The organism is Nocardia sp. IFM 10818, from assembly GCF_054655275.1.
In genome coordinates, this window is sequence record NZ_BAAHJH010000001.1 from 7,318,342 (window position 1) to 7,331,951 (window position 13,610).

Genomic DNA, 13,610 nt, shown 5'->3' on the forward strand with positions numbered 1-13,610 from the left:
GCGGCGGAGGCTCGCCCGGCGTTAATCCAGTGGCCAATACCGCCGCCACTCCGCTGCCGAGAGCGCGCGGCGCTCCCCGCGAGCGGCCTCGGCGGCATCCTCGGCGGCGCGAATGGCGGCGGCGAAATCCAGGGTCGCCTTGCGCAGGCGCTCCTCCGCGCTGTCCGGACCGCCCAGTTCGACGATGCGGAGCCGCGGCGGAATCAGGTCGTCGGGCAGGCCGGCCCTGGTGCTGCGCGAGCGGATCTTCTCGGCCAGCGCCAGCGCGGGCTGGGCCATGGCAATGCCGTCCAGACAGGAGCGGCGGGACTTCTCGCTGGTCTTGCGCTCCTCCCAGGCGCGCTCCTGGGCGGCGATCTTGGCCTCGATATCGGCCTCCGCGCCGAACGCGTCGTCCAGCAGGTGCGGACTGCGGTGGGTCAGCTTGGCGACCAGCGCGGCGGCCACCTCGGCGACGGTGAATTCGCCTGCGGCCTCGGCGATCCGGGAGTGGAACAGCACCTGCAGCAGCAGATCGCCGAGCTCCTCCTTGATGGTCTCGGCATCCCCGGCCTGGATGGCGTCGAGGAGTTCATAGGTCTCCTCGAGCAGGTACGGGCGCAGCGAGTCGTGCGTCTGGGTGACCTCCCAGCCGCCGAAATTCCACAGCCGGTCCATGACGTCGACGGCTTCGGCCAGGGCCTGCGCCATCAGCGCGGTGTCCGCATCGGGCGTGCTCATCGAGCGGCCGAGACCTCGGTCGCGAGGCGGACATCCACCGCGCCCGGGGCCTTCCCGTCCAGGGCGAGCAGCAGATCGGCGACGAATTGCAGCACCTGCACATCGCGCACGCGGGCCGCGCCGACGCTGTCCTCCACCCGCGGCAGCGGCAGCTGCACGATGCCGGTGGCGGCGCGGTAGGTGGCATTCGGGTAGAGCCGCTTGAGCCGCAACTGTTTCGAATCCGGCAGCTGCAGCGGCGACACCTTGAGCGTGGTGCCGGTGACGCCGATCTCGACAATGCCGTACTCGCGCGCCAGCAGGCGCAGCTTGGCGACCGAGACCAGCCGGCCGACCTCGACCGGAAGCGGGCCGTAGCGGTCCACCAGCTCCTCGACCACGGCGGCCAGGGCCGAATCGTCCTGGGCGGCGGCGAGTTTGCGATAGGCCTCCAGGCGCAGCCGGTCGGAGGCGATGTAATCGGGCGGGATGTGCGCGTCCACGGGCAGGTCGATGCGCACCTCCTTGACCTCTTCGTCGACGGTGATGGGGCGGCCGTCGGCGGCGGCGCGATAGGCCTCCACGGCCTCGCCGACCAGGCGCACGTACAGGTCGAAGCCGACGCCCGCGACGTGACCGGACTGTTCGGCGCCGAGCACATTGCCCGCGCCGCGAATCTCGAGGTCCTTCATGGCGACCGCCATGCCCGCGCCCAGGTCCGAATTCTGCGAGATGGTGGCGAGCCGGTCGTAGGCGGTCTCGGTGAGCGGCTTCTCCGGCGGGTACAGGAAGTAGGCGTACCCGCGCTCGCGGCTGCGGCCGACGCGGCCACGCAGCTGGTGCAGCTGCGAAAGACCAAGGGCGTCGGCGCGTTCCACGATCAAGGTGTTGGCATTGGAGATGTCCAGGCCGGTTTCGATAATGGTGGTGCAGACCAGCACGTCGAATTCCCGCTCCCAGAAGCCCTGCACGGTCTTCTCCAGGGTGTCCTCGTTCATCTGCCCGTGCGCGATGGCGACCCGCGCCTCCGGCACCAGATCGCGAATCCGCTTGGCGGCCTTGTCGATCGAGGACACCCGATTGTGCACGTAGAACACCTGGCCGTCGCGCAGCAGCTCGCGGCGGATGGCGGCGGCCACCTGCTTGTCGTTGTACGCGCCGACATAGGTGAGGACGGGATGGCGTTCCTCGGGCGGGGTCAGGATGGTCGACATCTCGCGAATGCCGGCCAGGCTCATCTCCAGGGTGCGCGGAATCGGGGTGGCGGACATGGTGAGCACGTCCACGTGGGTGCGCAGCGCCTTGATGTGCTCCTTGTGCTCGACGCCGAAGCGCTGCTCCTCGTCGATGATGACCAGGCCCAGATCCTTCCAGCGCACACCGGTCTGGATGAGCCGGTGGGTGCCGACCACGATGTCCACCTCGCCGGCGGCCATGCCGTCGATGATCTCGCGGGATTCGGCGGGATCGGTGAAGCGGGACAGGCCCTTCACGGTGACCGGGAAGCCGGCCATGCGCTCGGTGAACGTCTGCAGATGCTGTTGCGCCAGCAGCGTTGTCGGCACCAGCACGGCGACCTGCTTGCCGTCCTGCACCGCCTTGAAGGCCGCGCGCACCGCGATCTCGGTCTTGCCGTAGCCCACATCGCCGCAGACCACGCGGTCCATCGGGACCGCCTTCTCCATATCCGATTTCACCTCGGCAATGGCGGTGAGCTGGTCGATGGTCTCGGTGAACGCGAAGGCGTCCTCCATCTCCTGCTGCCACGGGGTGTCCGGGCCGAAGGCGTGCCCGGGCGCGGCCTGGCGGGCGGCGTAGAGCTGCACGAGCTCGGTGGCGATCTCGCGAACCGCCTTGCGGGCCTTGCGTTTCGTGTTCTGCCAGTCGGAGCCGCCGAGTTTGGACAGGCTCGGCATCTCGCCGCCGACGTAGCGGGAAAGCTGATCGAGGGAGTCCATCGGGACGAAGAGCCGGTCGCCCGGCTGGCCGCGCTTGCTGGGCGCGTATTCGATGACCAGGTATTCGCGCCGCGCCCCGCCCACGGTGCGCTCGATCATCTCCACGAACCGCCCGATGCCGTGCTGATCGTGCACGACCATATCGCCGGCGCTCAAGGCGAGGGGATCGACCTGATTGCGCCGCCGCGCGGCCAGCTTCTTGCCTTCGGCGGGCGCGGTGACGCGATTGCCGGTGAGATCGGATTCGGCGATGACGACGAGCTTGGCGTCGTCGAAGACCACGCCGTCGTGCAGTGAACCGCACAGCACGCCGACCAGTCCGCGCACCGGCTCCGCACCCGGTTCCAGCGTCGCCGCGGGCACCTCGGCATCGGCGAGGCGTTCCAGAATACGTTGCGCCGTACCGTGTCCCGCGACCACGATGACCGCGCGCCCGCCCGTCGAGACATGCGCGCGCAGGGAAGCGAAGATGGTCGCGACCAATTCCTCGGACCCGCGCGCGGACGGCGCGGATTGCACCGGCAGCGCGATCTCGTTCGGATCGTCGGCCGCGAGCGGGCTCAGCGTCCACCAGGGCAGGCCGCGCCGTTCGGCATCGGCGTGCACCACATCCAGCCCCCGATAGGACGAGGCGGCCAGATCGAGTCCGTGCGCCCCCAGCGGCGCGGCCCCGCCGAAGGAGGCCGCCGTCCACGACGCCTCCAGGAACTCCTGCCCCGTGCGCACCAGATCGGCGGCGCGCGTCCGGATCTTCTCCGGATCACACAGCAGCACATGCGTTTCCGCGGGCAGCGCATCGATGAGCAGATGTAGCTCGCCCGGTTGCAGCACCGGTAGCAGCGCCTCCATGCCCTCCACGGGCACACCCTGGGAGATCTTCTCCAGCATCTCGACCAGGGCCGCGTCCGCCGGATTCTCGGCCGCCACCCGCGCGGCCCGCTCCCGCAACTCGGCGGTCAGCAACAACTCCCGGCACGGCTGGGCGACCGCCACCTCGATCGGCACATCGTGGATGGACCGCTGATCGGCGATCGAGAACGCCCGCAGCTCACTGATCTCATCGCCCCAGAACTCCACGCGCACCGGATGATCCGCCGTGGACGGGAACAGATCCAGAATCCCGCCCCGCACCGCGAACTCGCCGCGCTTGCCGACCATGTCGACGCGTTCGTAGGCGAATTCCACCAGCCGCGTGAGCAATTCGTCGAAGTCGAAGCTCGCGCCGGGGCGCAGGACGATGGGTTCGATATCACCGAGGCCGTGCGCCATCGGCTGCATGAGTGAGCGCACCGTGGTGACGACCACGCGCAGCGGCTCCGGGTACACCGGATCCTCCGGATGCGCGAGCCGCCGCATGACCTGCAACCGCTTGCCGACCGTGTCGGCGCCAGGCGACAGGCGCTCGTGCGGCAGCGTCTCCCACGACGGGAACAGCGCGACGGTGTCGCCGAGAATCTCGGACAGTTCGACGGTCAGGTCGTCGGCCTCGCGGCCGGTGGCCGTGACGACGACCAGCGGGCGCTGCTCGGCGATGGTCGCGGCCACGAACGGGCGCACCGCCGACGGTGCTACCAGCATTGCCGAATTGCGGCCGGTCAGGTCTTTGACCTGCTGCAACGCGGTGTCGGACCCAGCCACCGCGGCAAGCCCGGCCAGAGGTGGACGATGGGTCGACATGGGGCAGACTCCTCGGCGCAGATCAGCGGTTCACGACGGCCAAACGAGTCTATAAGTTGGGGCGGACAGTGGCTGACACGCACTCGGCTTGTGGCTGGAGGGGGGAGGGTTGGTCTGATCAGGGACGCTCGTGGCTGTGTTTAATTTGCCTCCGCTTCGCTCCGGCGGGGTTCGGGGCCTGACAGTCTCGATTTTTCCCTCCCTCCGCGCACGCCGGAGCTCCTCCGCTTCGCTCCCCCGCTCCGACGCACGCTCCACTCAGTCCAAAATCGAGACGGCCCCGAACCCACACAGTCGATGCACCAACTGTCATCCCTACAGTTCATTGACAGTTCGCCTGCGGCGGACTGCTGATGGAGGGTGGGAGGGGGGGTTGTTTCTCGGGGGTTACTGCACGTACCGCCGCAGCCGGCGGGCTGCGAATTCCCTGAAGTACGCGACCTTCTCATCCGGCACGATCGACGGCAGCAGGAAGTACCAGGCGCGTTCCATGCGGGTCGCCATCTGGTCGATCGACTCCGTGCTGACCGCGACGATGTGCACGCCGGTGGTCATCTCCTGGAGTAATAGGCCGATCGTCTCCGGGTCCAGGTCGGCCTTCAGGTCGCCCTGGGCTATGGCGCGCTCGGCGAGCAAACGATGCGTCTCGCCCCAGGTCTTGGCGATATTGTCGCCCTGGGCGCCGCGGTAGTCGCCGATCTGGTGGGTCAGCTTGAGCATCGCCCCGACCATCGGATCGTTCATGGTCAGATCGGCCACCACGTAGGTGATCCCGATGCACGCCTCCAGGGCGGGCACGCGCGGATCGAAGAAGCCCTGGCAGGCGCCGACCAGCCGCTCGTTGCCCTGATCGACAACGGCCCTGGCGAGCTCTTCCTTGGACCCGAAATGAAAGTACAAGGCGCCCTTGGTCACATTCGATTGTGCGATGATCTCGGACAGGCTCGCATTCGCATAGCCCAGTCGCAGAAAGACATCGGCCGCGCCCGCGAGCACGGAATCGCGAGTGATCTCCGCACGCGCTTGCCTAGCCATCAGATCCGCCTGTCATCAAACCAGCCATCCTGAAGTAGACCGACATCCCGAAGTTGACCGACATCACAGTTCGAACAGCACTCGAAGGATGGGTGAACCGTACCACCCGGCTGCGCGATGCCAGCCGATTCGAGCATTCGACCCGTCCTCCTTCGCAATTCGCTGGTTAACTGTCCAGTTCCGCCGCGGCGCGACGAAAGTTTCAGACCGATAGGTTTCATACCCCTTTGCCGCTGGGCCATTCCGAGGCCAGCTTGGGGTCCGCCTCCAAATGCGTGAGCCCGTTCCAGCACAAATTCACCAGGTGCGCGGCCACCACTTCCTTGGACGGGGACCGCTCGTCCAGCCACCAGGTGGCGGCCGTGGCGACCATGCCCACCAGCGCTTGTGCGTACAAGACCGCAAGACTCGTATCGAAACCACGCCGTTCGAAATCCCCGGCGAGGATGTGCGCCACCTGATTCACGGCCTCGTTGAGCAGAGACGAGTAGGTGCCCTCCGCCGCCGACACGGGCTGATCGCGCATGAGGATGCGGAAGCCGTCGGTGCGCTCCTCCATATAGGTGAGCAACGCCAGCGCCACCTGTTCCAGGCGCACCCGCGAACGGTTCTGGGTGAGCGAGGCGCTGATCATCTCGAGCAACGTGGACATCTCCCGATCCACGACGACGGCGTACAGCCCCTCTTTGCCCCCGAAGTGTTCGTACACTACGGGTTTGGAGACCTGGGCCCGCTGCGCGATCTCCTCGATCGAGGTCGCGTCGTAGCCGCGCTCCGCGAACAGCGCCCGGCCGATCTCGATCAGCTGCTGTCTGCGCTGCGTCCCGGTCATGCGCGGGCGCGACACCCGGTTCGCTTCACCCGAAGCCATCGCTCCCGCCTCCCACTAGGTCTCTGCCGATTCCGTACGCCCAAATCCCGTACGCCCGTCCTACAACTCTTCCAGACTCCCCCGCCTTCACGCGATTTTTGCCGCCGCGTCGGGCGCGCCAGGGCGTTCGTCGCGTTGCGGAGCTGCCGGCTACTGCCTCGGGACGCCGGGGGCCATCAAAAATCGCGAAATCATGGTCCCGTGTGCGAGTATCTAGGGCGCATGCCGTTGATAGAGAGCGGCGAACCGTACGGTCCGCCGGTGTCAATCCGCCGTAGTGTAATGGCAGCACCACTGATTTTGGTTCAGTTAGTCCAGGTTCGAGTCCTGGCGGCGGAGCTCGCGAGCAGGGTCACTATCGTTGGCCCCGCACATCGCTGACGCAGCACAACTGTGGCCCAGCACAATGAAGAACTCAGCACGATGACGCGCAGCCGAGGGAGATCCATGCCACAGCAGACCGCCGTCGTCGTTCTCGCCGCCGGAGCCGGAACTCGAATGCGGTCCAAGACCCCCAAGGTGTTGCACCCGCTGGCCGGCCGCAGCATGCTCGCGCACGCGCTGCATGCGGCGAACGAGATCGACCCGACGCACCTCATCACCGTCGTCGGACACGACCGCGAACAAGTAGGGGCCTCCGTGGGGGCGGTGGCCAAGGAGCTCGATCGCGAGATCGTGCTCGCGGTACAGGAGGAACAGCGCGGCACCGGCCACGCCGTCCAGTGCGCGCTCACCGCGGTGCCCGCCGATTTCAGCGGGAACCTGCTCGTCACCTACGCGGACGTGCCGCTGCTGGACGGGCACACCCTCAACGCGCTGCTCGACGAGCACCGCAGCTACTCCGAGGGCTCCGCCGTCACGGTGCTGACCTTCGAACCCGAGGACCCCAACGGCTACGGCCGCATCGTCCGCGACGACAACGGGCGGGTGCTGGAAATCGTCGAGCACGCCGACGCCACTCCGGAACAGGCCGCCATTACCGAGGTGAACTCCGGCGTCTACGTCTTCGACGCCGCCGTGCTGCGGGTCATGATCTCCCGCATCGACACCGCCAATGCCCGCCACGAGCTGTACCTCACCGATGTGCTGAAGCTGGCCCGCGAGGCCGGGCATCCGGTGCACGGCGCGCGCCTGCTGGACGCGGCCAAGGTCACCGGCGTCAACGACCGGGTGCAGCTGGCCGACGCCGGGCGCACCCTCAATCGCTACATCGTCGAACGGCACATGCGCGCCGGCGTCACCATTGTCGATCCGGCCAGCACCTGGATCGACGGCAGCGTGGTGATCGGGCGCGACGCCATCATCCGCCCGGGCGTACAGCTGTTGGGCGACACCGTGATCGGCGAGGACGCCGAGATCGGCCCCGACTCCACGCTCACCGATATGATGGTCGGTGCGGGGGCCAAGGTGATCCGCACCCACGGCGAGAAATCCAGCATCGGCCCCGGCGCCACCGTCGGCCCGTTCACCTATCTGCGGCCCGGCACCTCGGTCGGCGATTCCGGCAAGCTCGGCGCCTTCGTCGAGACCAAGAACGCCGCCATCGGCGCGCACTCCAAGGTCCCGCACCTCACCTATGTGGGTGATGCCACCATCGGCGAGCACAGCAACATCGGCGCGTCCAGCGTCTTCGTCAACTACGACGGGGTGAAGAAACACCACACCGTCGTCGGCTCGCACGTGCGCACGGGCAGCGACACCATGTTCGTCGCACCTGTCACGGTGGGTGACGGCGCGTATACGGCGGCAGGTACTGTACTGCGCAGAAACGTTCCCCCGGGTGCTCTTGCGGTGTCGGGTGGGGCACAGCGCAATATTGAAGGCTGGGTGCAGCGCAATCGCCCCGGCACCGATGCCGCAAAGGCTGCCGATATGGCCATCGCGGCCAATGAGATTACCGACGAGCAAAAGGATGGCGAACGTCAGTGACCGCGTTCTCTACCGAAAACCACAAGAACCTGATGCTGTTCTCGGGACGCGCTCATCCTGAGCTCGCCGAGGCGGTGGCCAAGGAACTCAACGTCCACGTCACCCCCCAGACCGCGCGCGATTTCGCGAACGGCGAGACCTTCGTCCGGTTCGAGGAATCGGTTCGCGGCTCCGACGCCTTCGTGCTGCAGAGCTTTCCGGCCCCGCTGAATCAGTGGGTCATGGAGCACCTGATCATGATCGACGCGCTCAAGCGCGGTTCGGCCAAGCGCATCACCTCGGTGCTGCCGTTCTACCCCTACGCCCGCCAGGACAAGAAGCACCGCGGCCGCGAGCCCATCTCCGCTCGCCTCATCGCCGATCTGCTCAAGACCGCCGGCGTGGACCGCATCATCACCGTCGACCTGCACACCGATCAGATCCAGGGCTTCTTCGACGGCCCGGTCGATCACATGCACGCCCAGGTGCAGCTGGCCGAGCACATTCGCACCAACTACACCCTGGAGAACATCACCGTCGTCTCCCCGGACGCCGGTCGTGTGAAGGTGGCCGAGAAGTGGGCCAACAACCTCGGTGACGCGCCGCTGGCATTCATCCACAAGACCCGTGATCCGCTGGTGCCCAACCAGGTTGTGGCCAACCGCGTGGTCGGCGAGGTCGAGGGCCGCACCTGCATCCTGATCGACGACATGATCGACACCGGCGGCACCATCGCCGGCGCGGTCAAGGTGCTCAAGGAGGCCGGCGCGGGCGATGTGGTCATCGCCGCCACCCACGGCATCCTCAGCGCCCCGGCCTCCGAGCGGCTGGCCGCCTGCGGCGCCAAGGAGGTCGTGGTCACCGATACGCTGCCCATCGACGAGGCCAAGAAGTTCCCGACGCTGACCGTGCTGTCGATCGCCCCGCTGTTGGCGCAGACCATCCGCGAGGTCTTCGAAAACGGTTCCGTGACCGGGCTTTTCAACGGATCGGCGTAGCCGACTCTCGGGACTCTCAGGGGCTTCGCCCCCGAACCCCCAGGAACATCGGGGCTTCGCCCCGGACAGCGGAGTTCTCCCCGCCCCGGGAACAGCCCCACCCCTGAACGTAGGCCCCCTTCGCTACTGCGAAGGGGGCCTTTCGCGTGAGGTGCGTCCGGTTTGCGGAAAATCGAGCGGCAATGGGTGAACCTTCCGGATGGCAGCGGTAGCGTTGAATCCTGTAAACGGTGGTTTGCTCGAGGTGCGCTGACGCGCGGAGAGGCAGTGCCGTATGGATGACCGGCCCGGTGAGGACGAGGACCAGCTGATGGACGCGGTCTTCGACACCGACGACGACGTCGAGGATCTCGACTACGACCTCGGCGATGACGACCAAGCCGATGAGATCCGCGAATACGAGCGCTATATCGCCGATCCGCCCGAGGACCTGGTCATCCGGAATCGGGAGAACGACGACACCGGGCGCCTGGGCATCGAGGCCGAGCTCGACCAGGAGTGGACCCGCCGCCGCCGGCGTGACGAGTACAAGTCCGAGGACGATCGGCCCGCCGAGGTCGCGGCCATGGAAATCGTGGACGAGCCCGGCGACTGACACCGGAAAATCCGGTGACCGATATTGAGGAGGGCGTCATGAGCACCCCGCCGAACGAACCGCAATCCGGGTCGGACGATCCGCTGAAGAAGAAGGCCGATACGCCCGCGACCGGGGAACCCGGAGTCGCGCACGATCCGGTCGAGACCGGTGCGTCCGGCAGCGAGGCGAGCGCGCCCGCACCCGACGAGGCCGTGCCGCCGCCGGGCAAGCCGTGGGATCCGAACGCTCATCACGCACCAGGGGACTATCCGCCACCGGAGCACTACCAACCGCGGGGGCAGGAATCACAGGCCGGCTATCCGCCGCCCACGCCGCCGCCCGCCTCGTACTGGGACCCGAACGCCCAGCAGGCATCCGGCGGGCAGGAACAGACCGGATATCCGCCGTACCCGCCGCCGGGGCAACAGCCCTACGGGCAGCAGCCGTACGGACAGCAGCCGTATGGGCAGCAGCAACCCTATGGCCAGCAGCCTTACGGTCAGCAACCGTATGAGCCGCAGCCCTACGATCAGCAGCCCTACGGTCAACAGCCCTATGGTCAACAGCAGTACGGTCAGCAGCCGTACGGCCAGCAGTACCAGGCGTATCCGGCGCAGCCCTACGGCGCTCCGCCGCGGACCGGACCGCAGATCTTCTCCATCATCGGATTCGTGTGTGCGGGAATCGCGCTCATCTTCTGCCCGCCCGGCTTCGGCATCGCCGCCATCGTGCTGGGCCTGGTCGGCAACAGCAAGGGCGAACCGCTCGGGAAATGGGCCGCCATCGCCGGCGGCGTCTGCCTGGTGCTGGGTCTGATCTTCGCCTTCGTGCTCCTGGGTACCAACGGCTTCACGCCGGGTGATTATTAGCTATGCCCCGTTTCACCGGATTCCCGCTCGCGGGACTCGATTTCTACGAAGATCTCGAAGCCGACAACTCCAAGGCCTTCTGGTCCGCCAACAAGAAGGTCTGGGAGGAGTCGGTGCGCGACCCCATACAGGCGCTGGTCGCGGACCTGGAAGCCGATTTCGGCGCCGCCAAGATCTTCCGGCCCTACCGGGACGTGCGGTTCTCGAAGGACAAGTCGCCGTACAAGACTCATCAGGGCGCGGTCGTGCACACCGCCCAGTACACCGGCTGGTATGTGCAGATCGCCGCCGCCGGGCTGTTCGTGGGCGGCGGCATGTACACCGCCTCGCCCGCACAGCTCGCGGCGCTGCGCACGGCCATCGACGACGAGGTGCGCGGGGCGGAGCTGGAAGCGATACTGGCGCAACTGGTCTCGGCCGGATTCACGATCGGCGGCGACAAGCTCAAGACCAAACCCAAGGGGTACACCGTCGATCATCCGCGCATCGAGCTGCTGCGGCACCAATCCCTCACCGCCGGATACGAATTCGGCGCTCCCGCCTGGTTGACCAAGCCCAAGGCGGCCGCGGAGATCCGCAATTCCTGGGAGGAGCTGCGGCCGCTGGTGGAATGGCTGGGCGCGGTCACGGCGCAGAAATAGCCTGAGCGGGACGGGATTCAGTCGTCCGCGCCGGTGCGCTCCTCGCGGCGGCCGGTGGCGTCCTCGCGGCGAATGGCGAGGACGCTGAGCGCGATGATGCCGGTCGCGGCGAGGGTGATCAGCGCGATGATCCGCAGGCGGTCGGCGCGGTTGCGCTCGCACTGCTTGCGGAAATCGGGATCGCTACAGCTGAACGGATCGAAACAGATTGGCGGACCCGTCCATTCGTGGCGCGGGTGCAGCACCGTGCCGCAGTCCACATCGCCGACGGGGTGCGGGAGCGGCAGGAACAGCAGGGCGACCGCGCCCACGAGCAGGAGCAGGCCGCCCGCCGCCCACAGGCGGGCGCGGCGCCAGCCGAGCAACGGCGGCAGGGCGATACAGAATGCGGCCACTCCGAGGCAGAGGCCTAAAATCTCCCACGGCTTCACTGCCCTCGATCGTAGACGCGGGCCCCGCCGCCATTGCCGGATTCGAGCGTTACGCTATCGGCGTTCGGCCAGGAACAGGGCGAACCGCTCGTCCGGATCGGCCCACACCCGCTCGGTCGCGAAACCCGCTGCGGCCAGCTCCTTCTCGAAGCCCTCGCGCCGGAACTTCGCCGAGATCTCGGTGCGCAGTTGCTCACCCGCGGCGAAGTCGACCGTCAGATCCAGTTCCGCGATGGCGACCCGCATGGATTCGGTTGCCCGCAACCGCATTTCGATCCACTCCTGCTCGGCGTCCCAGATCGCGACGTGCTCGAACTTCTCCGGTTCGAAGTCCGCGGCCAGGCGCTTGTTGAGCACGTGCAGCACATTGCGGTTGAATTCCGCGGTCACGCCGGCCGCGTCGTCGTAGGCGGGCACCAGGACCGCCGGGTCGATGACCAGGCCCGCGCCGAGCAGCAGCTGCTCGCCCGGTTCCAGCACCTCGTGGATCCCGGCCAGGAAGGCGGCCCGTTCCGCCGGAACGAGATTGCCGATGGTGCCGCCCAGGAAGGCGATCATCCGCCGCCCGCCCCGGGGCAGATTGTCGAGGGTGGCGGTGAAGTCGCTGACCACGCCGTGCACGCCCAGCCGCGGAAACTCCGCCGCCACCTGATCGGCCGCCGCGCTCAGGGCCGCCACCGACACATCCTGCGGCACATAGGTTTTCAATGGCCCGCCGGAGGTCAGCGCTTCCAGCAGCAGCCGGGTCTTGGCGGCGGATCCGGCGCCCAGCTCCACCAGCACCTCGGCCTGCGCCACCTGTGCGATCTCCCCCGCCACCCGCTCCAGCAGGGCCCGCTCGGTCCGCGTCGGGTAGTACTCCGGCAGTTCGGTGATCGCCTCGAACAGCTCGCTCCCCCGCGCATCGTAGAACCACTTCGGCGGCAGCCACTTGGGCGCGGCGGTCAACCCGGTCCGCACATCCTCCCGTAGCGCCGCCGTCAAATCCTCGTCGGTCAAATGAACTTCCAGCTCAGCCGAATTCATGAAGAAGCCTTCCCAGTCTCGATATCCAGCGGTTCCACCGACACCCACCCCGGCCGCACCCCCACCAGCTGCCGGTCCCCAATAGCCCGCCACCGCGGATCCCCGTCATACGGTTCCGAGGCCACCACCGCGAACTCCTCGGTCACCAACACCGACAACGAGTGATGCACGGTCGTAGCCCACAACGTCTCCCCGTCCCCCAGCAACAAATTCAGCCGAGCCCGCGGCGACTGCTCCAACACCGCCCGGACCACGGCCCGCAGCGCGGCATCCGGCGCCATCCCCGGCACCCCGCCCTCCCGCTCACCTGCAGCCTCGCGACCGGTGTAACCGGGCGCGAATCCCGAGGCGGCGGCTGCGCTGGGCCGAACCGGACCGCCCTGCCGCCGTGAAGGATCCGCGCCGCGCACATTGGTCGATCCCGCCCCGGTGTCACGTCCGGCGGTCTCCGCACGCGTCGACGCGCCTGTCCCACTGCCGGATTCGGTTGCGCCGGTCGCCCGAGCACCGGCATCAGCGTCCCCAGCCGCCGATGTGAATGCCTGTCCGGCACCAGCACCGACCGGCCTCTCCTGTTGCTGTGGGTCATTCGCATCGCCGAACCCGGCCGAGCCGGATGCCGCACCACTTGCCTGCCCAGGCGCGCGCGACCGCCGGTCCCGCTCCGGCGCACCGCTCGCTCCCGGCCCGCGCGGTGCGCCCGCACCGCTGCCGGCCGAGCCGGCGGCGCCCGGGGCGGCTCCCCAGCCCGTGGCGCCCTTCTCCGGATCGCCCACCGTCCAACTCCACGCCGTGGCGCCGCCCGGCCCGAAAACCAAGGACTGGCCGTGGATTCGCGCCTCGCCGGCGGCGCGTCCGGTGCGGGTCGTGTCCTCCTCGCCGGTGGCGCCGACTTCCTCGCCGGTGGTCCAGCTCCACGA

The 13,610-nt window shown here is 67.9% G+C and carries 11 protein-coding genes and 1 tRNA gene; 6 read left to right on the forward strand and 6 right to left on the reverse strand.

Annotation, left to right across the window (positions count from 1 at the left end; translation table 11 throughout):
• Positions 1 to 21 precede the first annotated feature (21 nt).
• The 4 genes from ACYQ5L_RS34105 to ACYQ5L_RS34120 form a co-directional block, all read right to left on the reverse strand.
• Positions 22 to 720, reverse strand: a complete 699-nt coding sequence (locus tag ACYQ5L_RS34105; protein ID WP_459962318.1) for a nucleoside triphosphate pyrophosphohydrolase — start codon at positions 718 to 720, stop codon at positions 22 to 24.
• Positions 717 to 4,334 carry a transcription-repair coupling factor gene (gene mfd / locus ACYQ5L_RS34110; RefSeq protein ID WP_459962319.1) on the reverse strand — a complete coding sequence of 1,206 codons (3,618 nt, stop codon included), beginning with the start codon at positions 4,332 to 4,334 and terminating at the stop codon, positions 717 to 719. The genes ACYQ5L_RS34105 and mfd overlap by 4 nt, the downstream gene beginning before the upstream one ends.
• A 387-nt stretch (positions 4,335 to 4,721) precedes the next feature.
• The gene (locus tag ACYQ5L_RS34115; protein WP_379201750.1) at positions 4,722 to 5,369 is read right to left on the reverse strand and encodes a TetR family transcriptional regulator; all 648 of its coding nucleotides are present in this window, start codon (positions 5,367 to 5,369) and stop codon (positions 4,722 to 4,724) included.
• Positions 5,370 to 5,586: 217 nt separating this feature from the next.
• Complete coding sequence (locus ACYQ5L_RS34120) at positions 5,587 to 6,201, reverse strand: TetR/AcrR family transcriptional regulator (protein ID WP_379201789.1); 615 nt, start codon at positions 6,199 to 6,201, stop codon at positions 5,587 to 5,589.
• Positions 6,202 to 6,508: 307 nt separating this feature from the next.
• Between ACYQ5L_RS34120 and ACYQ5L_RS34125 the strand changes: the two genes are divergently transcribed.
• From ACYQ5L_RS34125 to ACYQ5L_RS34150, 6 genes are all read left to right on the forward strand, one after another.
• Positions 6,509 to 6,579, forward strand: a tRNA-Gln gene (locus ACYQ5L_RS34125).
• Positions 6,580 to 6,687: 108 nt separating this feature from the next.
• A complete protein-coding gene (glmU, locus tag ACYQ5L_RS34130; protein ID WP_459962320.1) occupies positions 6,688 to 8,169 on the forward strand; it encodes a bifunctional UDP-N-acetylglucosamine diphosphorylase/glucosamine-1-phosphate N-acetyltransferase GlmU in 1,482 nt (493 codons plus the stop codon).
• Positions 8,166 to 9,146, forward strand: coding sequence for a ribose-phosphate diphosphokinase (locus ACYQ5L_RS34135; RefSeq protein ID WP_379201754.1), 981 nt, complete (start codon positions 8,166 to 8,168; stop codon positions 9,144 to 9,146). Before glmU ends, ACYQ5L_RS34135 begins: the two co-directional genes overlap by 4 nt.
• Before the next feature lie 274 nt (positions 9,147 to 9,420).
• Positions 9,421 to 9,741, forward strand: coding sequence for a hypothetical protein (locus tag ACYQ5L_RS34140; protein WP_459962321.1), 321 nt, complete (start codon positions 9,421 to 9,423; stop codon positions 9,739 to 9,741).
• Between the two features lie 38 nt (positions 9,742 to 9,779).
• A complete protein-coding gene (locus tag ACYQ5L_RS34145) occupies positions 9,780 to 10,592 on the forward strand; it encodes a hypothetical protein (protein ID WP_459962322.1) in 813 nt (270 codons plus the stop codon).
• Positions 10,593 to 10,594: 2 nt separating this feature from the next.
• Positions 10,595 to 11,233 carry a DUF2461 domain-containing protein gene (locus tag ACYQ5L_RS34150; protein WP_459962323.1) on the forward strand — a complete coding sequence of 213 codons (639 nt, stop codon included), beginning with the start codon at positions 10,595 to 10,597 and terminating at the stop codon, positions 11,231 to 11,233.
• Positions 11,234 to 11,250: 17 nt separating this feature from the next.
• Here the strand turns inward: ACYQ5L_RS34150 and ACYQ5L_RS34155 are convergent, their stop codons facing one another.
• Complete coding sequence (locus ACYQ5L_RS34155; protein ID WP_459962324.1) at positions 11,251 to 11,628, reverse strand: hypothetical protein; 378 nt, start codon at positions 11,626 to 11,628, stop codon at positions 11,251 to 11,253.
• A 90-nt stretch (positions 11,629 to 11,718) separates the two neighbouring features.
• The gene (gene egtD / locus ACYQ5L_RS34160; RefSeq protein WP_459962325.1) at positions 11,719 to 12,690 is read right to left on the reverse strand and encodes an L-histidine N(alpha)-methyltransferase; all 972 of its coding nucleotides are present in this window, start codon (positions 12,688 to 12,690) and stop codon (positions 11,719 to 11,721) included.
• Positions 12,691 to 13,610 lie beyond the last annotated feature (920 nt).